The following is a 25490-nucleotide window of genomic DNA, read 5'->3' on the forward strand; positions in this document are numbered from 1 at the left end:
TCTACGCCATGCTCCGCAACGGCACCCACTACCGCCACCCCGAACCCGTCTCCACCCCCGCCGCGGCTTGACAACCACATAGGGACACCCTTCCGGCACCCCGTGTCCCACACTCGCGCGTGGGACACGGGGTGCCCGGGTGTGGGACACATCTGACGCGAAGGTGGGACACGCCCCGCGCGAACGTGGGACACACCCAACGCGAACGTGGGACACACCCGTCGCGAACGTGGGACACACCTGGCGTGGATGTGGGACACGCCCGGAGTGGCGTGCCCAGAAGTCCGGCGGCACAAGGGGAATTCGGGCGGTAGCTACTTCCGTAGGGTTGTACCCGATCTTGTGACCTGCCTAGCATGGACGCAGCAAACTATTAGGAAACTTTCCTAATGAATAGCCAGCAGTCACTACGAAGTTCGGGGAGTGATCATGCGGCGAACTGCCTCCGCCGTCCTCAGCGCACTGGCCGGGCTCAGCCTGGCGGTGCTCGCCGTCCAGTCCGCCTCCGCTTCGCCTGCCCTGCAAGCGAAGTTGCCCGGCGCGCCCTACCTCTACGAGGGCTGGGGCAACCCGCCGAGCGCGACCGACGTCATGAACCAGACCGGCATCAAGTCGTTCACCATGGCGTTCATGCTTTCCGGCGGCGGCTGCACGCCGTCGTGGGACAGCCAGCGCCCGCTGACCGGCGGCGTGGACGAGCAGACCATCAACTCGATCAAGGGAGCGGGCGGCAGCGTCGAGATCTCCTTCGGCGGCTGGTCCGGTAACAAACTCGGCCCCAACTGCTCGGACTCGAATGCCTACGCGGGAGCCGTGCAGCAGGTGATCGACGCCTACCACCCGATCGCGGTCGACTTCGACATCGAGAACTCCGACGAGTTCGAGAACGAGGCTGTGCAGGACCGGATCCTCGGCGGCCTGAAGATCATCAAGCAGAACAACCCGGACACGGCCGTGGTGGTCACGTTCGGCACCGGCACCACCGGCCCGACCTACTACGGCACCCGCTTGATCAACCAGGCGGCGTCCATGGGCGTGGGCATCGACGCGTACACGATCATGCCGTTCGACTTCGGTGGCGGCGCGGACATGTACGCCAGCACGGTCAGCGCGGCCGAGGGCCTGAAGGACGCGCTGAAGTCGGCCAACGGCTGGGACGACGCGACCGCGTACGCGCACATGGGCATCTCGGGAATGAACGGCATGTCCGACCAGTCCGAGGTCACCACGCCGCAGATCTGGCAGCAGGTCACCGACTACGCCAACCAGAACGGCCTGGCACGCCTTGCCTTCTGGTCGGTCAACCGCGACCACGGCTGCGCCACCGCGAGCGAGAGCTGCAGCGGCATCGACCAGGGCGACTTCGAGTTCACGCAGATCACGGCAGGGTTCTGATGCGCCGCCGGCTGTTGGCTGCCGTGCTGGCGGCCGGGGCGGCCGTGCTCGGGTGGTCCGCGCCCGCTTCGGCGGCCGCGGGCGACCCGATCCACGCCGCGCCCTATGTGGACATGGGTTCGTGGCCGACGCCGTCGTTGACCGACATGGCGTCGGCGTCCGGGGTCAAGAGCTACACGCTGGCGTTCATCACCGCGTCGGGCTGCAAAGCCATGTGGTTCAACGCCTACGACCCGCGTGACGCCTGGGGCAAGGACCAGGTCGACGCCATCCGCGCGGGCGGCGGCGACGTGAAGATCTCCTTCGGCGGCGCGTCCGGCATCGAGCTGGCGCAGGCGTGCAGTGATGTCGGCGCGTTGACGGCGGAGTACAAGGCGGTCGTGGACGCCTACGGCCTGCGCTACCTCGACGTCGACATCGAGGGCTCGGCGGTGGCCGAGCCGGCGTCGATCGCACGGCGTTCGCAGGCGTTGGCGCAGTTGCAGCAGCAGGAGCCAGGGCTGAAGATCTCGCTCACGCTGCCGGTGCTGCCCATGGGCCTGACCGCCGACGGGCTGAACGTGGTCCAGTCCGCGGTCTCCGCGGGGGTCGACCTGGACATGGTCAACATCATGGCGATGGACTACTACCAGGACGTCGACTACGGCGACGCCGCCGTGCAGGCCGCGACCAGCACGGAGGGCCAGCTGCGGTCGATCCTCGGGGTCTCCGACGCCTGGTCGCGCCTCGGCGTCACCCCGATGCTCGGCCAGAACGACGACCACCACGTCTTCGACCAGTCGGACCTGTCGCAGCTGGTGTCGTTCGCGCGGGGCAAGCACCTCGGGATGTTGTCCTTCTGGGAGATGACCCGGGACCGCAACGCGTGCACCGGTGCGACATACCAGTGCACCAACGTGCCGCAGGCCCCGTACGACTTCTCCAAGATCCTGGCCGGCTACTCCGGCTGACCGGTCCGTGGGTGGCGGCGCCGACGCCTCGGGCGCCGCCACCCACGGCGTGCGCTCACATCCAGTTGTCCACCTGGACGCTGATCCGGTCGTGCACGGGGATGTGATCGGTCGAGGTCAAGGTGAAGGTCTTCCGCTGGTGAGCTCCTAGCCTTCCCACCGTTCCCGAAGCGACTCCGATGTTGGCGCCGTCCTTGTAGAAGGTCGCGCTGAGGATGACGACCGACCGCGAGGAGTCGGTCGTGTTCTCCAGTTCACCACGCACCTCTGTGCCGAACGAGCCCTCCGCGACCACGTAGTTCGAGGACACCAGACCATCGCCGTGGTCGGTGGCTTCGTCCCGCCGCGCGTCCGGGTCGTCATCGGTGCTGCGCGCCGCGAGAGCGGACGGCAGGCGGTCGAGGAAGCTGTCGACAGCTTCTCCCCAGCCGGTGGCGCCGATGCGCAAGCCGGTAGCCTGCTCCGCGCGGTCATGCAGTTCGTCGAACAACTGCCGCACCGCCGCCTCCTCGGAGAGCTTGTGCGTGTGGAAGTTGCCGATCCGGCTCGCGATGTCCATGGGCTTCAACGGCGGCACGGCTATCGGGAAGGTCGGCACACCGAGCGCCCACGCGCCACCCAGTTCCATGAGGCACATCGGCCTGGTGAGGAACGTTTCGGAGATCAACTCAAGCATCAGCTTGGCCGATCGGACGCGCTCGCGCAGGTGCGTTTCGGCCTGCTCGCCTGCCGGGATGCCGGTGGAGCGCTGCGCCGAGTAGAAGATGTGCTCGACCGGAACACCACCGAGGCGCAACGTCTCGCTGAAGAGCGTGGCCAAAGGCTTGTCCGCGGTGGTGTGGCTGATGAAGATCGACCTCACGGCGAGTCACCTTTCGTCAGGACATCACCGTAGCCGCGACCACCCCGCCGAGTTCCTTGCATGCGGCCAGATCCGGCTTGCCCATCGCGACCACGGGCGCGGCGACCTGCTCCCAGCCGAGTGCCTTGGCAATGGACGCAATGGCCCGTTCCGCACCTTCCGTGCCCTCGTTGCCGTGCACGTAGAAGCCGAACGGTCGGTCGCGGGTGGAGTCCAGGCACGGGTAGTAGATCGTGTCGAAGAAGTGTTTCAGCGCGCCGGACATGTAGCCGATGTTGGCGGGCGTGCCCAGCAGGTACCCGTCCGCCTCCAGCACGTCGGACGCGGTCGCCGCCAAGGCCGCACGCCGGACCAGGGTGACGCCTTCGAGCTCCGGGTCCGTGGCGCCCTCGACGACCGCGGTGAACATCGCGTGCAGGGCGGGCGAGGGCGTGTGGTGTACCAACAGCAGCCGGCGCATGCCCCGGACGCTACCTGCCAGCGAAAGCTCCGGCCGCTCCTCCTGGTTCGCCACCACGCCCGCCACTTTGCTTGGCGGAGGAACTTCCCTGCTGCGAAAGGTTCCCCCGAATGAAAGCCAAGCTGATCAGCGTGGTCGCCGCGGCGGTCCTCGCGTTCGCGGGTGCGGTCGCGGCCGCCGGGCCCGCGAACGCCGCGCCGCAACGCGAACAACTCGTCGGTCAAGGCGTCGACTCGTGCGCCGCGCCGTCGCTGAGCCAGATGAGCGCCTTCTGGAACAACACCCCGTACTCCGCGTGGGGCGTCTACATCGGCGGCATCGACCGCGGGTGCAGCCAGCCCAACCTGACCAAGGCCTGGGTCGCCTCGGTGACCAACCAGGGCTGGCACCTGATGCCGCTCTGGGTCGGCCCGCAGAACCCGTGCGCGAGCGGCTTCGACCACTTCAGCACCAACACGACCACCGCGTACAGCCAGGGCAAGGCCGAGGCAGTCAAGGCGTGGAACGCGATGAGCGCGCTGGGCATGGCCACCAACTCGCCGGTGACCTACGACCTCGAGGCGCCCGGCTCGTCCACGACGACGTGCATCAACGCCACCAAGGCGTTCGTGCGCGGGTGGGTCGCCCAGTTGCACGTGGCGCCGGCGCAGACCGCGGGCGTCTACACCTCGACGTGCTCGGGCTTCATCGACCAGTTCACCACCAGCCCGGCGCCGGACTTCATCACCGGCGCCGACTGGGACGGCGTGCTGTCGACGTCGTCGATGTCGTGCGTGAGCACGAGCCACTGGACCCAGCACCAGCGGCACAAGCAGTACCGCGGCGGCCACAACGAGACCTGGAACGGCGTCACGATCAATGTGGACAGTGACTGCTCCAACGGCCCCACGCTGGCACTGGCCCCGTTCAGCGGCAACTCGGCGTGCTTGTGAGGAGGCGGACGATGAAGAAGATCCTTGTGGTGGCGGCAGGTCTGGTCCTCGCGGCCTGCGGCACCGCCCAGCAAACGCTGCCGGTGGCCAACGAAGGCGTTGCCCACCAAGGCAACCAGCTCGCGAAGGTGACGCCGGACGCGTCCGGTCTCGTCTACGAGCACTCGACCGACGGCGGCCGCACCTGGCAGCGCAGCACCCTGCACCTGGACCTCCCGACCAGGCAGGCAGTGGTCGCCCTGTCCCCGGACGGTGCGCGGGCCGGCGTGATGGCGACGCTCCCGGGCAGCGCCAGCACGGGTGGCCTGCCCGCGTTGTTCACCGGTCCGGCGGCCGGGCCGCTCGCCGCGCGCCAGGCCCCGGTGGCCGGTGACGTCGCGTGGGTCGGGTCGCGGCTGGTGCTGGTCGGCGGCCCGCAGCGGTCGCTGGTCTACTCCAGCCCGGACGGCGGCGTGACCTGGCAGAAGCTCGACGGCGGCGGCCGGTTCAACGTGCCCGCGACCGCGCCGAGCCACGGCGCGCCGCTGACCACGGCCGACGGCGTGACCGTGCCGGTGACCGCGCACGGCCGTCCCTCGACGGTCCGCCTGGACACCAGCAAGGACGGCGTCACGTTCACCAAGGGCGTCGTGGTCACGTTGTCCGGGGACGCGGCGCCCGGCGTCGCGGTGCCGGTCGCGGTGACCGGGCCGGACGCATACGTCGTCGTGGACCCGTCCGGCGTGCTGCACGTCGTGCACGCGACGACGCAGGAGACGATCACGCCGTCGGGCCTGCCCGGCCCGATCGAGTCGCTGACGTTCACCGACGCCCAGCACGGCACGGCGCAGGTCGCCCACGCGTGCACGTCGAAGGACGGCTGCGACCACACGGTGACGCCGATGGTCACCGACGACGGCGGCCACACCTGGCGCTGAGCGCGACGGCGCTGCTGGCCCCTGGCGAGCAGCGCCGTCATCGCCGGTCTTGGGTGAACCACGCGGTGAACTCGTGGTTCATCAAGTACACCAACGCCAGCACGGGCAGGCCGAGGCCCGTGAAGAACTGCGGCGACGCGCCGTTGTTGACCAGGGCGATGATCCCGGAGCCGATGGTGACCACCTCGACCCCGATGGCCAGCGGGCGTGACCACGGGATCCGCCGCAGGATCAGGATCGCGCAGATCAGCTGCGCGCCGGTGGTGACGAGCGACAGGCCGACCCCGAAGCGCACGAACCCCGCGTTCAGCACGGTCTGCCCGTGCTCGGCCGCGTTGTTGAGCTCGGCCAGCAGCAGCCCGGCGAACAACGCGTTGAACAGGGCCTGGACGAACAACAGCACCACGACGAACGTGAATCCGCGTGGTTTGGTCGGACGAGACGAAAGTGCTTGACCTCGCAGCATGGATCCAGTGCACCGCAACGTGCGCGACCGAAGCGGGCGACGGCATCAACCGGCCAGCAGGGCCGCCACCTCGTCGCGCACCGAAGCGAGCTTTTCCGTTGCGGCAGAACGAACGTCGGCGAGCGCCGATGCATCCGCGACCGGGGCCTTGACCTGAAGGTAGGCCTTGACCTTCGGCTCGGTGCCCGACGGGCGCACCACGACGCGCACGCCCTCGCCCGACCAACGCAGTCCGTCCGTGCGCGGCAACAGGTCCTCGGCGGTCACCGCAACCCCGGCGATCGACGACGGCGGCGCGGACCGCAGCCGTGCCATCAGCTGGCCGATCCGCGCCAGGTCGGTCACCCGCACCGACACCTGGTCGGTCACGTGCACGCCGTGCGCCACCGCCAGGTCGTCGAGCGCATCCAGCACCGTGCGCCCGGCGGCCTTCAGCGAAGCCGCCAGCGAGCACGCCAGTACGGCGGCGGAGATGCCGTCCTTGTCCCGCACCGAATCGGGGTCGACGCAGTGCCCGAGCGCTTCCTCGTAGGCGTAGACCAAGCCGGTCCCGTGCCCGTCGCCGGCCCGCACCAGCCACTTGAAGCCGGTGAGCGTCTCGTCGTAGCGGGCTCCGTGCGCGGCGGCCACCGAACCCAGCATGGACGACGACACGATCGTCGTGGCCACCAAGGGATCCGGGTGCGTCATACGGTCCAAAGTGGACAGGATGTAGTCGCCGAGCAGCACGCCGGTCTCGTCGCCGCGCAGCATGCGCCAGCCACCGTCGGGGGAGCGCACGCCGAGCGCGCAGCGGTCCGCGTCCGGGTCCAGGGCGATCGCGAGGTCGGCGTCCACATCGGACGCCGTGGCCAGCAGCAGGTCGGTCGCGCCGGGTTCCTCCGGGTTGGGGAACGACACGGTCGGGAACGCCGGGTCCGGTTCCGCCTGCGGCGCGACCAGGTGCACGTCGGTGAACCCGGCACGGGCCAGCACGTCCACGGCGGTCGCGCCGCCGACGCCGTGCATCGGGGTCAGCGCGACCGTGAGGTCCCGGGAGTCACCGCGGGCCAGTGCGGCCACATGGGTCGCGTAAGTGTCCACTTCGGACGACGAAACGGTCGTGTAGGTGTCGGATCGGGGCACGGACACCGCCGCCGCGCCGCCCCGGATGGCCGCCTCGATCACGTTCGCCTCGGCCGGCGAGATCTGCGCGCCGTCGGACAGGTAGACCTTGTAACCGTTGTCGGCCGGCGGGTTGTGCGACGCGGTGATCTGGATGCCCGCCACCGCGGCCGTGCCGCGGGTCAGGAACGACAGGATCGGCGTGGGCAGCGGACCCGGCAGCACGCGGGCGTCGAACCCGGCCCCCGCCAGCACGCTCGCCACCGCCTCGGCGAACTTCGCCGAGCCGTGCCGGGCGTCGCGCCCGACCATGACCACCCCGCCCGCATGTCCCTGCGCCCGCAGCCACGCCGCGATCCCGGCGGTGGCCCGCACGACCACGGCGGTGTTCATGCCGTTGGGCCCCGCGCGTTCCGGCCCGCGCAGGCCCGCGGTGCCGAACGTGAGCTCCCCCGACATCCGGTCCTCGAGCTCGGCGACCGCCGTCTCGTCGCCGCCCATGGCGCGGGCCAGCACCTGCTGCAACTCGGCCTTGTCGCCCGCGTCCGGGTCGTCGGCGAGCCAGCGGAACGCCTTGTCGCGCAACTCAGTCACGAGCTTCACGCCCGCGCCGCCAGTTCCTTGAGCAGCTTGCCCATCCGGCTCGCCGCGATCCGACCGGCCTCGAGCACCTCGAGGTGGTCCAGCGGCGCGCCGGTCATCCCGGCCGCGAGGTTGGTGACGAGCGAAAGCCCGAACACCTCCATCTCGGCCGCACGCGCGGCGATGGCCTCGAGCACGGTGGACATGCCCACCAGGTCGGCGCCGAGCGTGCGCAGCATGCGGATCTCGGCCGGGGTCTCGAAGTGCGGGCCGGGCAACCCGGCGTAGACGCCCTCGGTGAGGGCCGGCTCGATGGCGCGGGCGATGCCACGCAGCCGCGTCGAGTAGAGATCGGTCAGGTCGGTGAACTGGGCGCCGACCAGCGGGGACTTGGCGGTCAGGTTCAGGTGGTCGCTGATCATCACCGGCTGGCCGACGGTGTAGTCCTCGCGCAGGCCGCCGGCGGCGTTGGTCAGCACGAGGGCGCGGCACCCGGCCGCGGCCACCGAGCGCACGCCGTGCACGACCTGGGCGATGCCCTTGCCCTCGTAGAAGTGGGTGCGACCGAGCAGCACGAGCACGCGCTTGCCGCCGGTGCTCACCGAGCGGATGGTGCCGCCCTGCCCGGGCACGGTCGGTGCCGCGAAGCCGGGCAGCTGCTCGAGCGGCAGCTCCACGTCGGGCTCGCCCAGCTCGTCGGCGGCGGGGCGCCAGCCGGAGCCGAGGATCATGGCGAGGTCGTGGGTGGCCGCGCCGGTGTGTTCGGCGATGGCGGCCGCTGCCGCGCCGGCCGCCGCGCTGGCGTCGGCCGTCGGGTCTGCGAGGTCATAGCTGCGGGTCACCCGCCGGAGCTTACGAGACGCCGCGCCCGGCCTCACGCCTTGCGGCACACCGGGCCGTCGGCCACCCCCAGCAGACCGACGACCCGGTGCGCCGACCCCTCCCTTTTCCAAACGCGCGGGAGGAGCGTTTTGTTGAGCCGGCTGCCAGATTGATCACTTCGGCCGGTACGCCGCCCGCGCTGCGGCAGACTCGCGGCGTGAGCTCGAGCTGGCACCGGTTGCAGGCGGTGACCGTCGGCGGCTCGGTGGGCGAGGGCCTGCTGCTCGCCGCGCTGCCGCTGCTGGCGGTGTCGATCACCACCGATCCCCGCGAAGTTTCGCTGGTCAACGTGGTCGGCCAGGCCCCGTGGCTGCTGTTCTCGCTCTTCGCCGGCGTCCTGATCGACCGGGTGCGCCGCACCACCGTGCTCGCCGCCGCCTACGCGGCGCTCGCGGTGGCCGCGCTGACCCTCGCCCTCGCCGGGTCCACGCACCTGCTCGGCCTCGGACTGCTGGTGGGCGTGGCGTTCGTGGTGACCTCCGCGCAGGTCCTCGGCGACGGCGCGAGCGGCGCGCTCGTGCCCGAACTGGTCGGGCCGGACGCGCTCGCCGCCGCCAACACGCGGTTGCAGGTGATCAACCGCGGCGTCGTGCAGTTCGTCGTGCCGCCGCTGACCGGCGTGCTGCTCGCGCTCGGCGCGGGCTGGCCGGCGTGGCTGGCGTTCCTCGCCGCCGTCACCGCGTTGCTGCTCGCCCGCACCATCCCGTCCGCGGCGGTGACGGTGACCCGGCGGCACCCGATGCGCGACATCCACGAAGGCCTCCGTTACCTGGTGCGGACCCGGCTGCTGCGCGCGATCACCACGGCGGTGGCGTTCGGCTCGTTCGCCGCGAGCGCGGGCAACGCGATGCTCGTCCTCTACGCCACGCAGGTGTTGCACGTGGACGGCATCGGGTACGGCGTCCTGCTGGCTTGCATGGCGCTCGGCTGGATCGGCTGTTCGTTCGTGGTCGGCCGGGTGGTGGACCGGCTCGGCTACGCGTGGTCGATGCGCCTGGCCCAGCTCGCCACCGTGCCCGCTCAGGTGTTGATCGCGGTGGCGCCGCCGTCGCTGGTGTTCGTCGGTGTGGTGGTCGTCCTCATGACCGCCACGACGCTGGTCTGGAACGTCTGCTCGCAGTCGAGCCGGCAGCGGTTCACGCCCACGGCGCTGCTCGGCCGCGTGCTGACCAGCCACCGCGCGCTGGCGTGGGGCCTGACCCCGCTCGGCGCGCTGGCCGGTGGCCTGGTCGCCGCCCACTTCGGCCTGCGGGCCGTCTGGGTGATGGGTGCGGTGATCCAGGCCGCCGCGCTAGCGCTGGTGTGGCGCGCGCTATCCCCCGACGCGTTCGTCCACGCGGCCCGCGACCTGGCGGACGGCGACCTCACGAACCACGAGGAAGACCAGCAAGCCGATCGGTGACAGCAGGATGGTCAGCACCAGGATCGGCGCCATGACCAGCGGGTGGATGCCCAGTTTCCTCGCCTCCCAGTACATCCACCGGCCGATGAACAGGTCGAACGCGATCAGGTGGGCCCAGATCGCCGCCGCGCCGATGCCGCTGCCCAGGAACGCCTGCAGCACACCGAGATCCGGCCGGGACACGGCCGCCCACAGCCGGTCGAAATGGGGGAGCACGATGATCAGGTACACGACCAGCGGCGGCGTGGCGATCCACGGCGACGCCACGATCCGCTCGGTCACCGGCCAGCGCGGCGCGACGATCATCAGCAGCCAGAACGGCACGGCCAGGTAGAACGTCAGGTTGAACAACACGGTGGTCATGCCGCCACCAGCTCGCGCTCGTCGGCCTCGACCGGGGCCGGCGTCCGCAACGCCCAGACGCCACCGGCCACGACGGCGACGACGATCACGCCCAGCGTCGCGAGGGTCAGTCCGTCCGGGTGGACCATCGGCTGGCCACGCAGCGCCTGCCACGTCAGCAGCCCCAGCACCGCGGTGTAGCCGCCGCCGGCGACCATGAGCAGCCGCGCCCGGACGCGGTCGGGCCGCAGGGCCGGGATCCGGGTGGCCAGGGCCAGCAAGGCGATCGCGAGCAGCGGGAAGAACTGCAGGGCGTGCATGCCGACGAAGTGGGGGATGCGCAGGTCGCCGCCGGTGGTGCTCCAGTCGGTGACGGGCAGACCGGGCCCGCCGTCGGGGACGCCGACGCTGTGCGCGCCGACGAAGCCCTGGAAGGTGTCGTTCTTCATCGACGCCAGCTGGTCGCTGGTCGGGCCGAGCATCAGGAACCCGGCCGAGATGCCGAGCATCGCCACGACCACGCCGACCCGGACGGCGATGGTGTCGGCGTAGCTGCCGAACTTGTGCCGCACGGCGACGATCGACAGCAGCAGCGTCGCGACCCACAGCACGCCGATCGAGACGCCCATGATCGAGAACATCGCCGAGTCGAACGGCGTCTGCACGTTGAAGTGGCTGCGCTTGCCCCGCACCACCTGCACCACGATGATCACGTACTCGACCGCGAGCACCGCGGTGATGGTCGCCGCGCTCGCCGTGACGAGCCGCGACTTCCTGGGCAGCAGCGAGATCATCCACGCCCACGCGATCGAGTACAGCGCGATCGACACGGCGAACTTGAACGGCTTGAGCCAGATCGGCGCGCCGGTCAGGACCCGGTCGTCCACAACGAGCCCGAGCGCGCTGCCCAGCGCGGCCACCAGCATGACGCCGGTCAGCACCATCAGCGGCCGGTTCCAGCTCGCTGCCCCTCTCAACGTCTTGGCCAGCGGTTCCGTGTTCATCGCCCCTCCAGTGGATAGTGATGCTATCTGCTATCGATAGTTACACTATCTGCTGTGCTTGGCAAGGGGGTTTGGTAAGGAGAAGGAGTGCGAGTCGCGGAACTGAGCACGGCGACCGGGGTCACCGTGCCGACGATCAAGTACTACCTGCGTGAGGGGCTGCTCCCGCAGGGCGAGCTGACCAGCCCGAACCAGGCCCGCTACGGCGAGCAGCACGTGCGCAGGCTGCGGCTGATCCGGGCGCTGATCGAGGTCGGCGGCCTGTCCGTGGCCCGCCTGCGCGAGGTGCTCGCGACGCTCGACGACCACGACGGCGAGATCAACAACCTGCTCGGCACCGTGCAGTTCAACATCCTGCCGCCGGGTGACGACCAGGCCGACGCGGCGGGGATCGCCGAGGTCGACCGGCTGCTCGAGCGCCACGGCTGGCACGTCAGCGAGAAGCACCCGGCCCGCCAGGTGCTCGCCGGCGTGATCACCCGGGCCCGCCAGCTCGGCATGGGCTGGCTGCTCGAGGTGCTCGATCCCTACGCGGTGGCGGCCGAACAGGTCGCGAAGGTGGACATCGACCTGACCGCACGCCAAGGCGACCGGGAGGCCATGTCCGAGGTCGTCGTGGTCGGCACGATCCTCGGCGACGCGATGCTCACGGCCCTGCGCCACATGGCGCACGAGTTCACCTCGGCGCGCCGCTTCGGTGCGGAATCCTTCACGGATCGATCTTGAACGTCGGCACGATCTTCGGGAAAAGGTCGGTGCGCCCGTTGTCCTCCTGCTGGATCGGCACGGTCAGGCTGACCACCCACAGGTCGTCGCCGTGCGCGATCAGCCGTGACGTGGTCGACCGGTTCGCGCCGTCGGTGCCGGGACCGATCCGGTCGACGGTGCGGTAGCGCAACTCCTTGGTCGGCTCGCGGCCGCCCGACGCGCCCCGCACCGCGATCTCAAGGACCTGGTCGACCTCGGTGGCGGGCAGCACCGAACGCTCCGATCCCAGCAGCGAGACGTAGGTGTCCATCGACGCCGACGGGTAGAACCCGACGAACCGCTCGACGGTCGCCTCCTGCGTGCCGTCCGGGGACAGGAAGTGCACGCGCGTGCTGGCCGGCAGCTTCCCCGCGCCGCGCTGCTCGACGAACTTGACCCAGTCCTCGGGCACCGAGATGGAGAACGCGCCACCGTTCATCCCCTTGATCGTCGCCGCGTCCGCGCGCTGCTGGGCGAATTCCCGTGGCGCCGGCGCGACCGTGCTGGTCGGCTGCGTGCTCGACGAGGTGGGCGGCGGGGTGAGCGGGCGCTGCGCGACCGCGCGGGTCAGCGCGAAGCCGCCGAGGGCGCCACCGACGAACAACGCGAGCGCCACCACCGCGACCACCAGCGCGAGCAGCACCGAAGGCGCGGCCGAACGGCGTTTGCGTGCCGGCGGCGCGACGAAGGGCAGCGGACCCGGGTCGTCCGCCAGCTGGGACGCGGATTCCGCGGCGGCCGGCTTGACCGCCGGCGTCACGGTGGTGGGGGCCTCGGCGCCGTCCGGGGCCTTCTCCACCAGCTCGAACAGGCTCGCGTCGAAGACCTGGTCGCCGGGCTCGGGCAGCAGCGGCCGCAGCTGCCTGCGCACCTGGGCCAGGGAGAGCCGCTGGGTCGGGTCCTTGACCATCAGGCCGGTGATCACGTCGGCGAGCGGGCCCGCCGACGCCGGTTTGGGCACCTCGCCGTGGACGACGGTGGAAACCGTCTCCAGAACCGGTCCGTTCGGGTCGTACGGCGCTCGACCCTCGGTCGACGCGAACAAGGTCGCGCCGAGGCCCCAGAGGTCCGCGGCGGGCGTCACTTCGCCCCCGGAAGCCACTTCCGGCGAGATGTAGGCCGGCGATCCGAGCATGATCCCGGTGCGGGTCATCGTCCGTTCGCTCACGTTGCGTGCGATGCCGAAGTCGGTGAGCTTGACCCGGCCGTCCTCCGCGACGAGCACGTTCCCGGGCTTCACATCACGGTGGGTGATGCCCGCCTTGTGGGCCGCTTCCAGCCCGGCGGCCACCGCGTCGCCGACCAGCGCGCTCTGCGTGGTGGTCAGCGCGCCGCCCGCACGCAGCAGTTCGGCGAGGCTGCGCGCGGCCATGTACTCCATGACGACGAACGGTTCGCCCTGCTCACGGGCGACGTCGTGCAGGGTGATCACGTTGGGGTGGGACAGCACCGCGATGGCCCGCGCCTCGCGCAGTGTGCGCTCGCGCAGCTCGTCCGCCTCGTGCGCCGGCATGCCCTCGGGCAGCCGGACCTCCTTCACCGCCACGAGCCGGTGCAAGTACTCATCGTAAGCTTCCCAGACGGTACCCATCGAGCCCTGACCGACTACCCGGCGTAGCCGGTAGCGCCCGGCGATGAGCCGGTTGGGCTTGGCGGGCGGTGTATCCGTCACGATCACATTGTGCATACGCCCGACCCCCGCGCGGGGCGTCTCGGCGATTCGGCTCACATGGCTTTCCTTGGCCAGATCCGTAGCATTGCGGGGCATGACCACCCCGTCGGCACCCTCCTCGGCAGCGGCTCCGCCCGAGACCCCGCCGGAGCCCGAACGTCTCGTCCTGGCCGGCGAATTCGCCGCACCGGACCGTGATCAGTGGCGCGCGCTGGTCGCGGGCGTGCTGCGCAAGTCCGGTGTGCTCGGTGAAGACGAGCCGGACGTGCCGGTGGAGGACCTGCTGGTCACCACGACCTATGACGGCATCGGGGTCCAGCCGCTCTACGTGGCCGACGACCAGGCACCCGACCCGGGCCTGCCGGGCCTCCCGCCGTTCGTGCGCGGTGGCACCCCCGACGGCGCGGTGGCGGCGGGCTGGGACGTGCGGCAACGCCACGCCCACCCCGACCCCGAGGTGACCAAGGCCGCGATCCTCACCGACCTGGAGTGCGGCGTGCGCTCGCTCTGGCTCGTCGTCGGCGACGGCGCGATCCCGGTCGAGCACCTGCCCACCGTGCTGCACGAGGTCTACCTCGACCTCGCGCCGGTCGCGCTGGACGCGGGCGCCGGGTTCGCCGCGGCCGCCGAGGCGCTGCTCGGGGTCTACCAGGACAAGCAGATCCCGGCGAGTGAGGTGCGTGGCAGCCTCGGCGCCGACCCGATCGGCCTGCTCGCGGCGACCGGCGCCGAGCCCGATCTGGAAGGTGCCGCGAAGCTGGCCGCCCGGGTGGCCGCCGACCACCCGAACCTGCGCACGATCACCGTCGACGCGCTGCCGTTCCACGACGCGGGCGGCTCGGACGCCCAGGAGCTCGGCTTCTCCCTCGCCGCCGCCGTCGCCTACCTGCGTGCGCTCACCGGCGCGGGCCTCGACGTCGACGCGGCGGCCCGGCAGCTGGAGTTCCGCTACGCGGCCACGGCCGACCAGTTCCTGACCATCGCCAAGTTCCGTGCGGCACGGCGGTTGTGGGCCCGTGTGTGCGAGGTTTCCGGTGCCGCACAAGCACCACAGGCCCAGCACGCGGTCACGTCGTCGGCCATGATGACCCGCCGCGACCCGTGGGTGAACATGTTGCGCACCACGCTCGCCTGCTTCGGCGCGGGCGTCGCCGGCGCGGACGCCATCACCGTGCAACCCTTCGACGCCGCGATCGGGCTGCCCGACGCATTCGCCGCGCGCATCGCCCGCAACACCCACGCCGTGCTGCTCGACGAGTCGTCGGTGGCCGGCGTCATCGACCCGGCCGGCGGCTCCTGGTACGTGGAGCGGCTCACCGACCAGCTCGCGCACGCGGCCTGGGCGCAGTTCACCGCGATCGAGGCCCACGGCGGCATCGTGAAAGCGTTGCAGGACGGGGAGATCGAGCGCCGGCTGGCCGAGACGTGGCAGGTGCGCTGTGTCAATGTGGCCACCCGCGCCGACCCGATCACCGGCGTGAGCGAGTTCCCCGACGTCAACGAGAAGCCTGTGGTGCGCGACCCCGACCCTGGTCGCCGCAGCGGCGGCCTGCCGAAGCTCCGCTACGCGCAGGCGTACGAGCAACTGCGCGACACCGCAGACAGCAGGTTCGCCGAGACCGGCGAGCGCCCGTCGGTGTTCCTGGCGACCATCGGCCCGCTCGCGCACCACACCGCGCGGGCCACGTTCGCGGCCAACCTGTTCCAGGCGGGCGGGTTCGCCACCCCGACCGCCGGGGCCACGAACGGCGTCGACGACCTGGTCAAGGTCTACCGCGACCAGCCGTCGCCGGTGGTGTGCCTCTGCGGCACCGACAAGGCATACCCCGACATCGTCGGGCCCGCGGCCGCGGCGCTCAGGGAAGCGGGAGCCAAGAAGGTCTACCTGGCCGGCAAACCACGCCCCGAATACTCCGGAGTGGACGGATACGTCCACATGGGATGCGACGCGCTCGCCGTGCTCGCCGACGTGACGGGAGTGAGCGCATGAGCATCCCTGACTTCACCGGAATCGATCTGGGTGAGCCGGCCCGGGCCGAGAAGGACGCCTGGCAGGCGGCCGTGCACGCGGCCACCGGCAAGGGCGCGGACGCGCTGGAGTGGGAGACCCCGGAAGGCATCGGGATCAAGCCGCTCTACACCGCCGACGACCTCGGCGACCTGGACTTCCTGCACACCTACCCGGGCGTCGCGCCCTTCCTGCGCGGCCCGTACCCGACCATGTACCGCACCCAGCCGTGGACCATCCGCCAGTACGCGGGGTTCTCCACGGCCGAGGAGTCCAACGCCTTCTACCGGCGCAACCTCGCCGCTGGGCAGAAGGGCCTCTCGGTGGCGTTCGACCTGGCCACCCACCGCGGCTACGACTCCGACCACCCGCGCGTGGCCGGCGACGTCGGCATGGCGGGCGTCGCCATCGACTCGATCTACGACATGCGCCAGCTCTTCGACGGCATCCCGCTGGACAAGATGTCGGTGTCGATGACCATGAACGGCGCGGTGCTGCCGGTCATGGCGCTCTACGTGGTGGCGGCCGAGGAGCAAGGCGTCGCACCGGAACAACTCGCCGGGACCATCCAGAACGACATCCTCAAGGAGTTCATGGTCCGCAACACCTACATCTACCCGCCGCAGCCGTCCATGCGGATCATCTCCGACATCTTCGCGTACACGTCGGAGCACATGCCGAAGTTCAACTCCATCTCGATCTCCGGCTACCACATGCAGGAGGCCGGGGCGACCGCCGACCTGGAGCTGGCGTACACGCTGGCCGACGGCGTGGAGTACCTGCGCGCCGGGGTCGACACCGGCCTGGACGTGGACCGGTTCGCGCCGCGGCTGTCGTTCTTCTGGGCCATCGGCATGAACTTCTTCATGGAGGTCGCGAAGCTGCGGGCGGCGCGGCTGCTGTGGGCCAAGCTGGTGAAGGGTTTCGACCCGAAGAACCCGAAGTCGCTCTCACTGCGCACGCACTGCCAGACGTCGGGCTGGTCGCTGACCGCGCAGGACGTCTACAACAACGTGATCCGCACCTGCGTCGAGGCCATGGCCGCGACCCAGGGGCACACGCAGTCGTTGCACACCAACGCTTTGGACGAGGCGCTCGCGCTGCCCACGGACTTCTCCGCACGCATCGCCCGCAACACCCAGCTCGTCCTGCAACAGGAATCGGGCACCACGCGGGTGATCGACCCGTGGGGTGGCAGCGCGTTCGTGGAGAAGCTGACCTACGAACTGGCCCGCAAGGCGTGGGCGCATATCCGCGAAGTCGAGGACGCGGGCGGCATGGCCAAGGCCATCGACGCGGGCATCCCGAAGCTGCGCATCGAGGAAGCGGCCGCCCGCACGCAGGCCCGCATCGACTCCGGGCGCCAGCCGGTCATCGGCGTGAACAAGTACCGCCTGGCCGTCGAGGAGGACATCGACGTGCTCAAGGTCGACAACGCGGGCGTGCGTGCTTCACAGCTGGAGAAGCTGCGGCGGTTGCGCGAGGAGCGTGACTCCGCGGCGGTCGAATCGGCGCTGGACGCGCTCACCAAGGCCGCCGAAGGGGGGCGGGCCCGAAGGGCAGGGGGGCGGGAACAGCACGGTGGCGGGAATCTGCTGGCGCTGGCCATCGACGCGGCCCGCGCGAAGGCCACCGTGGGCGAGATCTCCGAGGCGCTCGGCAAGGTCTGGGGCCGCCACGCCGCGCAGATCCGTACCATTTCCGGTGTGTACCGCGACGAGGTCGGCGAATCGTCCAGTGTGGACGAAGCGCGTGCCGTCGTCGACGCGTTCGCCGAGGAAGAGGGCCGCAGGCCGCGCATCCTGGTGGCGAAGATGGGCCAGGACGGCCACGACCGCGGCCAGAAGGTGATCGCCACCGCGTTCGCCGACCTCGGCTTCGACGTGGACGTGGGCCCGCTGTTCCAGACGCCCGGTGAGGTCGCGCGCCAGGCCGTCGAGGCCGACGTGCACATTATCGGCGTGAACTCGCTGGCCGCCGGGCACCTCACGCTGGTGCCCGCGCTGCGCAAGGAACTGGCCGAACTCGGCCGCGACGACATCATGATCGTGGTGGGCGGCGTGATCCCACCGCAGGACTTCGACGCGTTGCGGGAAGCCGGCGCCGCGGCGATCTTCCCGCCCGGCACGGTGATCGCCGACGCCGCCGTCGACCTGCTGCGCAAGCTGACCGAGAGCGAGTAATGCCAAGGGAGATCGACGTCGCCGCGTACGCCAAGGGCGTCGTCGAAGGGGACCGGGGCGTGCTGTCCAAGGCCATCACCCTGGTCGAGTCGACCCGTGCCGATCACCGGGAGAAGGCCCAAGAGCTGCTCGTCGAGCTGCTGCCGCGCTCCGGCGGCGCCTTCCGCGTCGGCATCACCGGCGTGCCCGGCGTCGGCAAGTCCACCTTCATCGACGCGCTCGGCACGATGCTGACTGCGGCCGGGCACCGGGTCGCGGTGCTCGCCGTCGACCCGTCGTCGACCCGCACCCGTGGCAGCATCCTCGGCGACAAGACCCGCATGGCCCGGCTCGCGGTGGACCACAACGCCTTCATCCGGCCGTCGCCGACCTCCGGCACCCTCGGCGGAGTCGCCCGCGCCACAAGGGAAACGATGGTGCTGATGGAGGCCGCCGGGTACGACACGGTGCTGGTCGAGACCGTGGGCGTCGGCCAGTCGGAGACCGCCGTGGCGAACATGGTCGACTGCTTCCTGTTCCTGACCTTGGCGCGCACCGGCGATCAGTTGCAGGGCATCAAGAAGGGCGTGCTCGAACTGGCCGACGTCATCGCGGTCAACAAAGCCGACGGCGAGCACGAAAGCGAGGCGAAGAAGGCCGCGCGCGAGCTCGCCGGGGCGCTGCGGCTGTTGCGTGGCAAGCAAACGACGTGGAACCCACCGGTCCTGACCTGCAGCGGCTTGACCGGCGCGGGACTGGAGAAGCTGTGGGACACCGTCGGCGAGCACCACAAGGCGCTGGCCGACAGCGGCGAGCTGGCCGAGAAGCGCAGGCGCCAGCAGGTGGACTGGACCTGGACGATGGTCCGCGACACCCTGCTGCACCGGCTGGAGACCAACGCGAAGGTGCGCGCGATCGTTCCTGGCCTGGAACAACAGGTCCGCGACGGCGAACTGACCGCCACACTGGCGGCACAACGCATCCTCGAGGCCTTCAGCGAGTAATGTTGTCGGTCGGTTCGGTTCCAGGCGCTAGTTTGGTTCCAGGGATCGCCTAGCGGCGCCGTGTTGGCTCGGCGGATGGGAGGGACTCGTGCGCAGTGCGGCCAGGCTCACGTCGGCCTGCGTGCTCGGCTGCCTCGTGTTCCTCGCGTTGCCGGCGCCGGGTGCGCTCGCCGCGGCGCGGCCCGCGGTGGTCCGGCTCGTCGCGACCGACGCGGTGGCGAACGACGCGCCCGCGACGACGACCACGAAGGCGCCCGATGCGCCGACCGGCCCGGACCTCGACCAGGACCAGGCCGACGCCGATGCGCGCCTTGCCAAACGCAAGCTGGTCATCGGTGTGGTCGCCGCGGTTTTGTTGTTCATCGTCGTGTGGGGCCACCGCCTGCGCCGGAAGCGTCGCAAGAAGGCCGACGAGAACACCGGTTGATCTCGGCGGCGAGTGGCCGATCCGTACCAGAGCGTGATCGGCTAGGCCGATCGAACGCCACCGCTTGCCGCAAGTTGCGGACCGGCCGTCAGGATGAACCTCTGGTCGTGACAGTAACGCGCGGTGAATGGTGCAGGATTGCTCCAAGTGAGTGATCGCGAGGACGTGATGGTGAGTTCGTGGCGGAGGTTGACCGCAGCAGCGCGAGGAGGACGTCAATGACCGTCCTCGACTCGCGCCCGGAAACGCCCAACGAGTCGGACGGCAGCTCCGAGGTGCTGTTGACCGACAGTGGCGTCAGGATGCCCACTGTGCCCGACCTCGGTGCCGGTCGCGGGCCGGCCTGGCTCGACGAGTGGCTTGCCGCCAACGCCGCCGACGTACTCGCCTGGTTCCGGCACCTGCACGCCCACCCCGAGCTCTCCCGCCGCGAGTTCGCCACCACCGAGCTGGTGGCCGGCTTGCTCAGTGGCGCCGGCCTCAAGCCGTCGATCATGGCCGACGGCACGGGCCTGATCTGCGAAATCGGCTCCGGTGAGCGTTGTGTGGCGCTGCGCGCGGACATGGACGCGCTGCCGCTGACCGAGGCCACGGGCCTGCCCTACTCGTCCACCGTCGACGGCGCTTCCCACGCGTGCGGGCACGACGCGCACACCACGATCTTGCTGGCCACCGCGCTCGCGCTGGCTTCGGCGCCCGAGCTGCCGGGCCGCGTCCGCTTGATCTTCCAGCCGGCCGAGGAGGTCATGCCGGGCGGCGCGCTCGACGTGATCGCGTCCGGCGGGCTCGACGACGGCGTGGAGCGGATCTTCGGCCTGCACTGCGACCCGCGCCTGCCGGTCGGCATGGTCGGTACCCGCGTCGGCGCCATCACCTCGGCGACCGACCTGCTCGAACTGCGGCTGACCTCGCCCGGCGGGCACACCTCGCGACCGCACTTGACCGCCGACCTGGTGCACGCGCTGGGCACGGTCATCACCGGGCTGCCCGCGTTGCTGTCGCGCCGCATCGACCCCCGGTCCGGCACCGTGCTGGTCTGGGGGGCCGTGCACGCCGGTGAGGCGCCCAACGCGGTGCCGCAGGACGGCGTCCTGCGTGGGACCCTGCGCACCGGTGACCACGAGGTGTGGGCCGATCTGGAGCCGTTGGTGGCCGGGCTGGTCCAGTCACTGCTGGCGCCCACCGGGGTCGGCTTCGACCTGCAGCACCGCCGCGGCGTGCCGCCCGTCGTGAACGACGACGAGTGCACCCAGGTCATGCGGGCCGGGATCGAGGCCGCGCTCGGCGAGTCCGCCGTGGCCGGGACCAAGCAGTCCTCCGGCGGCGAGGACTTCGGGTGGTACCTGGAGCACGTGCCCGGGTCGTTCGCGCGGCTCGGTGTGTGGCCGGGCGAAGGCGCGCAGCGTGACCTGCACCAGCCGACCTTCCAGCTGGACGAGCGCGCTCTCCTGGTGGGCACCCGGGTGATGGTGCACACCGCGCTGGCCGCCCTGGCCTGAGGTCAGCGGGTCGCACCGAGGTGCGGCCCGCCGCGTCAGCTCACCACTGGTGAGCTACGTCGATCACCAGTCGCGACGTGTTCCCCGGTCCCTGCAGCATGAACGCGTGGAACGGCAACCGAGCTCGGACACCGAGCCCAAGGGTGGTCTGCCCTTCGAAGTAGCCCGCCCACGCGGCCTGGCGGAAGGTCCGGTAGCCGGCGAGGTTCGCCAGTTCGGTCTGGTTCTTGGGCGTGAAGCCGACCGAGAACGCCAGGATCTCCAGCTTCGCCCCGCCACGCAACGGCACGACGTGCCCGCTCCCGTCGTGGTACACGTTGGTCACGTACCGGACCCGGAAGCCCGTGTTGTGACCGGTGAAGTCGAGCACGAGCCGGTCGTAGCAGGTGTGCTTGCCCGCGCGGACGCCCTTCATCTCGCTGTTCGTGGTGGTGGACGCGGCGGCCTTGTTCAGCGACCCCCACGTGATCCCGCAGTAGGGCGCCGCGGACGCGGTGGTGGTCAGAACGACCGGGGCGGCCAGCCCCAGGACGACGGCGGCGGCGACGGCGACACGCCGCATGGATCTTCGGAAGTTCATCTCGCACTCCTAGTGGAGAACCGGCCGCATCTTGCGGCCATACGAGAGAGGACGTCCAGCCCCGGACCCCGTTGCCGGATATGTCTTTTCCGAGGTCTTAAGTCCCGATCAGCGACCCACTCGGCCTGCCTGCTCGGGAGAACTGGCCTGTCCCGGAGAAGGTGTCACCAGGTGATCAGGGACCTATGCCCGTGCACGGGCGGATGCGCAGATCGGCCACGTAGTCGGCCGGCGCTCCGGCCGCCTCGGCGGCATCGGCCATCACGCCCAGGTACCGGGCCGACGGCAGGCCGCCCTCGTAGGCGTCCAGCACGTACAACCACGCGAGGACCGAGCCCTCCAGCGTCTGCACGCGCAGCCGGATCTTCCGGTACAACCCGAGCGCGCCCTCCCAGCGGTCCAGCCTGGACTCGTCGCGCGGGGGGACGTCGTACAACACCACGAAGACCTGGGACTCGGGGTCCTCGACGATCGTGGCGAGGGCACCTTCCCAGCTGAGGTCCTCACCGCCGAACGTCAGGCGCCAGCCGGGGAGCCACCCGGTACCGGCCATCGGCGAGTACGGGGCTCGCTCCATCATTTGGCCTGGATCCATGTTCGACCCGTAGGTGGCGTAGAGCGGCACGACGCACAGCGTAGCGACACGAGTCGTCACACGGTGCAGTGACGAGCCCACATCACCGAATCGCGGCCACCCGGACTGTCCAGTGAGCGGCCCGCGTACGGTGACTATCGGCAACTGTCGGCCGTGACGTGCGGCAACCGGGGAGGCATGCGGGTGACCAGGATCGTGATCATGGGCGGCGGCCCGGCCGGCTACGAGGCCGCGCTCGTGGCCGCGCAGCACGGTGCGGACGTCACGCTCGTCGAGCGCGACGGTCTCGGTGGCGCGTGCGTGCTGTACGACTGCGTGCCCTCGAAGACGTTCATCGCCTCCGCTGGGGCCCGGTCCACCATCCGCGGCGCCAGCGAACTGGGCATCCGGGCCGACCCCGACGAGGCGGTCGTCGAGACGCCGGTCGTACACGGCCGGGTGAAGGGGCTTGCGCTCGCGCAGTCCGCCGACATCCGGGCCCGCATGCAGCGCGAGGGCATCCGGCTGATCACCGGCACCGCCCGGTTCTGCGACGACACGCCGGGCCTCGCGGCGCACCGCGTCGTGGTGGCGGGCGGCGACGGCGAGCACCTGGAGACCCTCGACGCCGAGGTCGTGCTGATCGCCACCGGCGCAACGCCACGCGTGCTGCCCGGCGCGGTGCCCGACGGCGAGCGGATCCTGGACTGGCGCCAGCTCTACGACCTGCCCGAGCTGCCGGAACACCTCGTGGTGGTGGGCTCGGGCGTCACCGGCGCCGAGTTCGCGTCGGCGTACACCGAGATGGGCGTCAAGGTCACGCTGATCTCCAGCCGCGACCGCGTGCTCCCGCACGAGGACGCCGACGCGGCCGCGGTGCTCGAGGAGGTCTTCGCCGAGCGCGGCACGACGGTGATCAAGCACGCGCGGGCCGAGGCCGTGGAGCGCACCGAGAGGGGCGTGAAGGTCCGGTTGCAGGGCGGCCAGACGCTCGACGCGAGCCACGCCCTGATGACCGTCGGTTCGGTGCCGAACACCGGGGACCTCGGCCTGGACAAGATCGGCATCGAGACCGGTCCGGGCGGCTTCGTGTCCGTCGACCGCGTGTCCCGCACCGGGGTGCCGGGCGTCTACGCGGCCGGGGACTGCACGGGCGTGCTGATGCTGGCTTCCGTGGCCGGTATGCAGGGCCGCATCGCGATGTGGCACGCCCTGGGCGAGGGCGTGGCCCCGATCCGGCTGAAGACGGTGGCGGCCAACGTGTTCACCCACCCCGAGATCGCGACGGTGGGCATCAGCCAGGCCGCCATCGACTCGGGTGAGGTGCCCGCGCGCACGATCATGCTGCCCCTGGCGACGAACGCGCGCGCGAAGATGGAAGGCCTGCGCCGCGGCTTCGTGAAGTTGTTCTGCCGCCCCGCGACCGGCGTGGTGATCGGCGGCGTGGTCGTCGCGCCGACCGCCAGCGAGCTGATCCTGCCGATCGCCCTGGCCGTGCAGAACCAGCTCACCGTCGAGCACCTGGCGCTGACCTTTTCGGTCTACCCCTCGCTGTCCGGCTCGATCACCGAAGCCGGCCGCCAGCTGATGCGCCACGACGACCTGGACTAGCGGTGGGGCTGGTTCCGCGCACGCGGAACCAGCCCCACCGGTCTGCTCAGCAGGAGATGGCGTGCCCCGGGTCGAGGGCGTGCATCGCGATGTTCCACGTCGCCTTGTCGTAGGACATGCCGGCGTGGTCGGTCAGTGAGAACGGGCACTTGTTCTGGACCCACACGTTGGTCACGCCCGGCTCATTGATGAACGCCGACCCCGCCGGTGTCACCACGAACTCGTACCGCGTCTCGATGATCGTGTACTTCACGCCGGCCACCGCCACGGCGCCGTTGTTGAGGTCGTGGATCACGCTGGAGCCCGGCGTCTGGTCGTAGCAGGCCGCGCAGAGCGTGTTGACGAGGTCGAGCGCGCCCGGGAAGAACTGCGCCAGGTTCACGAAACCGTCCAGCGAGGTGCCGTGCGTGGTCGGCGAGAGCCCGACCAGGTTGGCGACTTTGTTGTAGCCGTAGAACTTCGTGTAGAACTCGGCGATCAGGCCGCCCTGCGAGTGGCCGACCAGGTCCACCTTGGCGGCCCCGGTCGCCGCGAGCACCTCGTTCACGCGGCTGTTGAGCGCGCTGACCGCGTCGCGCACCGGGCCGATCGACTGGATGAGGTCGTGCGAGCCGCCGCCGAAGTTGAAGCCGTAGACGCAGTAGCCCGCGTTGGCGAGCGTCGGGCCCATGCCGGCCCAGTCGTCCATCATGTTGCTGAAGGTGCCGTTCACCAACACGATCGGCCGCGGGTGGGCCGCGCTCGGGTGGCAGTCGACGTTCACGCCGGGCGGTGCCTTCGACGGGTCGGGCAGCATCGCGGCGATGCCCTCGGCCAGGTTGTGCCGCACCGTGTACGTCGCCGCTTGCGCGGACGGCGCGGCCACCGCAAGCGTGGTCACTGCCACCGCTGTCGCGGTCGCCGCCTTGAGCCACCGTCGTACCCGCATCCCGACCTCCTCCGTGATGTCGGCTACCGATCGGTAACCCGCCTCACATCATGTGGTCGAGAGCACACCGAACGCGATGGGATCTGGTTCAAACTTTTCGGGCTCGGATTGTGTTCGGTCACACACGCCCAGTGGCCCGCGGCTGAAACGAGTGACGCTCTGTAGCGATAGTCCCTGCGGTGCCAACTGGCACCGATCACTGGGGTGAGAAGGAAATTACATGAGGGTTACGCGAATTGTTGCGGCCGTCGCGGCCGGATTCGCAGTGCTGACCACCGCCGGCTGCCTGGACGACGCGGGCAAGGGGACGGTCAGCGATGGCTCCGGCACGAACGCCGCGGCCACGAAGAACGGCGGTTCCGGGCAGGACGGAACGGCGACCTGGGGTAAGCGCTACACGTGGCCGGACGGTCTGGCGGTCGAGGTGGCCAAGCCGGTGACGTGCAAGCCCAGCGAGTACTCCTCGCCGCAACACCCACCGCGCGCGGTCCTGATCACGATCCTCGTGGTCAACGGGACCAAGGAGAACTTCGACCCGGGGGTGCTGTCGGTGGGCGGCGACGCCCAGTTCAACGGCGAGAAGGCCGAGCCGCTCTTCGACTCCGACGGCGGTTGCGACGACACGACCTCGACGTCGGCGACCGTGCTGCCCGGCAAGACCTACAAGGTGAAGCTGGCCTTCGTGGTCGGCAAGGGCACGGGTGATTTCCAGTTGGCGCTGCAGCCGAACATCACCGCGGCGAAGGCGGTCTTCGTTGGCAAGGCCTGACCACTCCTCGACGAACGCCATGCCCGAGCCCGGTGACCGGGTCGAGCCGGCCGGTGCGCTGTGCGAGAAGTGGTACAGCTACCTCGGGCTGCGCCTGCGGCTGCAGCACGGTGAGCTGCCGGACGCTCGTGCGACAGCTCTGTTCCCCGGCAAGGTGTGAGTCAGGAGCCGTGCTCATGGGTGGCCGCACGGCCACCCATGAGCACGCGCC

At 70.5% G+C, this 25490-nt stretch carries 25 protein-coding genes; 14 read left to right on the plus strand and 11 right to left on the minus strand.

The window, feature by feature from the left end; genetic code table 11:
* The first annotated feature begins 429 nt into the window (after positions 1-429).
* Together EV186_RS28880 and EV186_RS28885 are read left to right on the plus strand one after the other, a co-directional pair.
* Entirely contained in the window at positions 430-1395 is a 966-nt protein-coding gene (locus EV186_RS28880) for a chitinase (protein ID WP_166659382.1), read from the plus strand.
* Complete coding sequence (locus EV186_RS28885) at positions 1395-2345, plus strand: chitinase (RefSeq protein WP_133852643.1); 951 nt, start codon at positions 1395-1397, stop codon at positions 2343-2345. Before EV186_RS28880 ends, EV186_RS28885 begins: the two co-directional genes overlap by 1 nt.
* A 55-nt stretch (positions 2346-2400) precedes the next feature.
* On the opposite strand, the gene EV186_RS28890 is transcribed toward EV186_RS28885, so the two are convergent.
* On the minus strand, positions 2401-3207 hold the full coding sequence (locus EV186_RS28890) for a TIR domain-containing protein (RefSeq protein WP_133852644.1): 807 nt from the start codon (positions 3205-3207) through the stop codon (positions 2401-2403).
* A 16-nt stretch (positions 3208-3223) separates the two neighbouring features.
* A complete protein-coding gene (locus tag EV186_RS28895) occupies positions 3224-3667 on the minus strand; it encodes a flavodoxin family protein (RefSeq protein WP_133852645.1) in 444 nt (147 codons plus the stop codon).
* A 110-nt stretch (positions 3668-3777) separates the two neighbouring features.
* Here EV186_RS28895 and EV186_RS28900 point away from each other — a divergent pair, with 110 nt between their 5' ends.
* A complete protein-coding gene (locus EV186_RS28900) occupies positions 3778-4599 on the plus strand; it encodes a DUF1906 domain-containing protein (RefSeq protein ID WP_133852646.1) in 822 nt (273 codons plus the stop codon).
* A gap of 11 nt (positions 4600-4610) precedes the next feature.
* On the plus strand, positions 4611-5516 hold the full coding sequence (locus EV186_RS28905; RefSeq protein WP_133852647.1) for a beta propeller repeat protein: 906 nt from the start codon (positions 4611-4613) through the stop codon (positions 5514-5516).
* A 37-nt stretch (positions 5517-5553) separates the two neighbouring features.
* Here EV186_RS28905 and EV186_RS28910 read toward each other — a convergent pair whose 3' ends face one another.
* The 3 genes from EV186_RS28910 to EV186_RS28920 all read right to left on the minus strand — a co-directional run bounded on the left by EV186_RS28910 (position 5554) and on the right by EV186_RS28920 (position 8510).
* On the minus strand, positions 5554-5919 hold the full coding sequence (locus tag EV186_RS28910; RefSeq protein ID WP_133852648.1) for a hypothetical protein: 366 nt from the start codon (positions 5917-5919) through the stop codon (positions 5554-5556).
* 108 nt (positions 5920-6027) lie between these two features.
* The gene (locus tag EV186_RS28915) at positions 6028-7689 is read right to left on the minus strand and encodes a phospho-sugar mutase (RefSeq protein ID WP_133852649.1); all 1662 of its coding nucleotides are present in this window, start codon (positions 7687-7689) and stop codon (positions 6028-6030) included.
* Positions 7686-8510 carry a purine-nucleoside phosphorylase gene (locus EV186_RS28920; protein ID WP_133852650.1) on the minus strand — a complete coding sequence of 275 codons (825 nt, stop codon included), beginning with the start codon at positions 8508-8510 and terminating at the stop codon, positions 7686-7688. The genes EV186_RS28915 and EV186_RS28920 overlap by 4 nt, the downstream gene beginning before the upstream one ends.
* Before the next feature lie 197 nt (positions 8511-8707).
* On the opposite strand from EV186_RS28920, the gene EV186_RS28925 reads away from it, so the two are divergent.
* Positions 8708-9952: an MFS transporter gene (locus EV186_RS28925; protein WP_133852651.1), complete on the plus strand. Its 1245-nt coding sequence runs from the start codon at positions 8708-8710 to the stop codon at positions 9950-9952.
* On the opposite strand, the gene EV186_RS28930 is transcribed toward EV186_RS28925, so the two are convergent.
* Both EV186_RS28930 and EV186_RS28935 read right to left on the minus strand, forming a co-directional pair.
* Positions 9863-10315 carry an ABA4-like family protein gene (locus tag EV186_RS28930; protein WP_133852652.1) on the minus strand — a complete coding sequence of 151 codons (453 nt, stop codon included), beginning with the start codon at positions 10313-10315 and terminating at the stop codon, positions 9863-9865. The genes EV186_RS28925 and EV186_RS28930 overlap by 90 nt on opposite strands.
* Positions 10312-11298 carry a hypothetical protein gene (locus EV186_RS28935; RefSeq protein ID WP_133852653.1) on the minus strand — a complete coding sequence of 329 codons (987 nt, stop codon included), beginning with the start codon at positions 11296-11298 and terminating at the stop codon, positions 10312-10314. Before EV186_RS28935 ends, EV186_RS28930 begins: the two co-directional genes overlap by 4 nt.
* A gap of 87 nt (positions 11299-11385) precedes the next feature.
* On the opposite strand from EV186_RS28935, the gene EV186_RS28940 reads away from it, so the two are divergent.
* Entirely contained in the window at positions 11386-12024 is a 639-nt protein-coding gene (locus tag EV186_RS28940) for a MerR family transcriptional regulator (RefSeq protein ID WP_133852654.1), read from the plus strand.
* On the opposite strand, the gene EV186_RS28945 is transcribed toward EV186_RS28940, so the two are convergent.
* Positions 12008-13717, minus strand: coding sequence for a serine/threonine-protein kinase (locus tag EV186_RS28945; protein WP_279538335.1), 1710 nt, complete (start codon positions 13715-13717; stop codon positions 12008-12010). The genes EV186_RS28940 and EV186_RS28945 overlap by 17 nt on opposite strands.
* 94 nt (positions 13718-13811) lie before the next feature.
* On the opposite strand from EV186_RS28945, the gene EV186_RS28950 reads away from it, so the two are divergent.
* The 5 genes from EV186_RS28950 (at position 13812) to EV186_RS28970 (ending at position 20817) form a co-directional block, all read left to right on the plus strand.
* Positions 13812-15707: a methylmalonyl-CoA mutase family protein gene (locus EV186_RS28950; protein WP_133852656.1), complete on the plus strand. Its 1896-nt coding sequence runs from the start codon at positions 13812-13814 to the stop codon at positions 15705-15707.
* Complete coding sequence (gene scpA, locus EV186_RS28955) at positions 15704-17908, plus strand: methylmalonyl-CoA mutase (RefSeq protein ID WP_133852657.1); 2205 nt, start codon at positions 15704-15706, stop codon at positions 17906-17908. Before EV186_RS28950 ends, scpA begins: the two co-directional genes overlap by 4 nt.
* A complete protein-coding gene (gene meaB, locus EV186_RS28960) occupies positions 17908-18891 on the plus strand; it encodes a methylmalonyl Co-A mutase-associated GTPase MeaB (protein ID WP_133852658.1) in 984 nt (327 codons plus the stop codon). The genes scpA and meaB overlap by 1 nt, the downstream gene beginning before the upstream one ends.
* A gap of 88 nt (positions 18892-18979) precedes the next feature.
* On the plus strand, positions 18980-19318 hold the full coding sequence (locus tag EV186_RS28965; RefSeq protein ID WP_133852659.1) for a hypothetical protein: 339 nt from the start codon (positions 18980-18982) through the stop codon (positions 19316-19318).
* A gap of 218 nt (positions 19319-19536) precedes the next feature.
* Positions 19537-20817: an amidohydrolase gene (locus EV186_RS28970; protein ID WP_133852660.1), complete on the plus strand. Its 1281-nt coding sequence runs from the start codon at positions 19537-19539 to the stop codon at positions 20815-20817.
* A gap of 40 nt (positions 20818-20857) precedes the next feature.
* On the opposite strand, the gene EV186_RS28975 is transcribed toward EV186_RS28970, so the two are convergent.
* On the minus strand, positions 20858-21397 hold the full coding sequence (locus EV186_RS28975; protein WP_208115849.1) for an AMIN-like domain-containing (lipo)protein: 540 nt from the start codon (positions 21395-21397) through the stop codon (positions 20858-20860).
* A gap of 175 nt (positions 21398-21572) precedes the next feature.
* Positions 21573-22022, minus strand: coding sequence for a gamma-glutamylcyclotransferase family protein (locus EV186_RS28980; protein ID WP_133852661.1), 450 nt, complete (start codon positions 22020-22022; stop codon positions 21573-21575).
* Between the two features lie 153 nt (positions 22023-22175).
* On the opposite strand from EV186_RS28980, the gene EV186_RS28985 reads away from it, so the two are divergent.
* Positions 22176-23582: an NAD(P)H-quinone dehydrogenase gene (locus EV186_RS28985; protein ID WP_133852662.1), complete on the plus strand. Its 1407-nt coding sequence runs from the start codon at positions 22176-22178 to the stop codon at positions 23580-23582.
* 46 nt (positions 23583-23628) lie between these two features.
* Here the strand turns inward: EV186_RS28985 and EV186_RS28990 are convergent, their stop codons facing one another.
* A complete protein-coding gene (locus EV186_RS28990; protein ID WP_133852663.1) occupies positions 23629-24510 on the minus strand; it encodes an esterase/lipase family protein in 882 nt (293 codons plus the stop codon).
* Between the two features lie 220 nt (positions 24511-24730).
* On the opposite strand from EV186_RS28990, the gene EV186_RS28995 reads away from it, so the two are divergent.
* The gene (locus EV186_RS28995) at positions 24731-25279 is read left to right on the plus strand and encodes a DUF4352 domain-containing protein (protein ID WP_133852664.1); all 549 of its coding nucleotides are present in this window, start codon (positions 24731-24733) and stop codon (positions 25277-25279) included.
* The gene (locus EV186_RS39110; protein ID WP_166659383.1) at positions 25266-25439 is read left to right on the plus strand and encodes a hypothetical protein; all 174 of its coding nucleotides are present in this window, start codon (positions 25266-25268) and stop codon (positions 25437-25439) included. The genes EV186_RS28995 and EV186_RS39110 overlap by 14 nt, the downstream gene beginning before the upstream one ends.
* Positions 25440-25490 lie beyond the last annotated feature (51 nt).

The organism is Labedaea rhizosphaerae, assembly GCF_004362825.1.
Taxonomy (GTDB): Bacteria; Actinomycetota; Actinomycetes; order Mycobacteriales; family Pseudonocardiaceae; genus Labedaea; species Labedaea rhizosphaerae.

Excerpts from the sequence above, each read along its gene's own strand:
- EV186_RS28975 (WP_208115849.1), bottom strand. The coding sequence starts at position 21,397 with ATGAACTTCCGAAGATCCATGCGGCGTGTCGCCGTCGCCGCCGCCGTC.
- EV186_RS28905 (WP_133852647.1), top strand. The coding sequence starts at position 4,611 with ATGAAGAAGATCCTTGTGGTGGCGGCAGGTCTGGTCCTCGCGGCCTGC.
- EV186_RS28895 (WP_133852645.1), bottom strand. The coding sequence starts at position 3,667 with ATGCGCCGGCTGCTGTTGGTACACCACACGCCCTCGCCCGCCCTGCAC.
- scpA (WP_133852657.1), top strand. The coding sequence starts at position 15,704 with ATGAGCATCCCTGACTTCACCGGAATCGATCTGGGTGAGCCGGCCCGG.
- EV186_RS28900 (WP_133852646.1), top strand. The coding sequence starts at position 3,778 with ATGAAAGCCAAGCTGATCAGCGTGGTCGCCGCGGCGGTCCTCGCGTTC.
- EV186_RS28950 (WP_133852656.1), top strand. The coding sequence starts at position 13,812 with ATGACCACCCCGTCGGCACCCTCCTCGGCAGCGGCTCCGCCCGAGACC.
- EV186_RS28930 (WP_133852652.1), bottom strand. The coding sequence starts at position 10,315 with ATGACCACCGTGTTGTTCAACCTGACGTTCTACCTGGCCGTGCCGTTC.
- EV186_RS28885 (WP_133852643.1), top strand. The coding sequence starts at position 1,395 with ATGCGCCGCCGGCTGTTGGCTGCCGTGCTGGCGGCCGGGGCGGCCGTG.
- EV186_RS28990 (WP_133852663.1), bottom strand. The coding sequence starts at position 24,510 with ATGCGGGTACGACGGTGGCTCAAGGCGGCGACCGCGACAGCGGTGGCA.
- EV186_RS28935 (WP_133852653.1), bottom strand. The coding sequence starts at position 11,298 with ATGAACACGGAACCGCTGGCCAAGACGTTGAGAGGGGCAGCGAGCTGG.
- EV186_RS28970 (WP_133852660.1), top strand. The coding sequence starts at position 19,537 with ATGACCGTCCTCGACTCGCGCCCGGAAACGCCCAACGAGTCGGACGGC.
- meaB (WP_133852658.1), top strand. The coding sequence starts at position 17,908 with ATGCCAAGGGAGATCGACGTCGCCGCGTACGCCAAGGGCGTCGTCGAA.
- EV186_RS28995 (WP_133852664.1), top strand. The coding sequence starts at position 24,731 with ATGAGGGTTACGCGAATTGTTGCGGCCGTCGCGGCCGGATTCGCAGTG.
- EV186_RS28880 (WP_166659382.1), top strand. The coding sequence starts at position 430 with ATGCGGCGAACTGCCTCCGCCGTCCTCAGCGCACTGGCCGGGCTCAGC.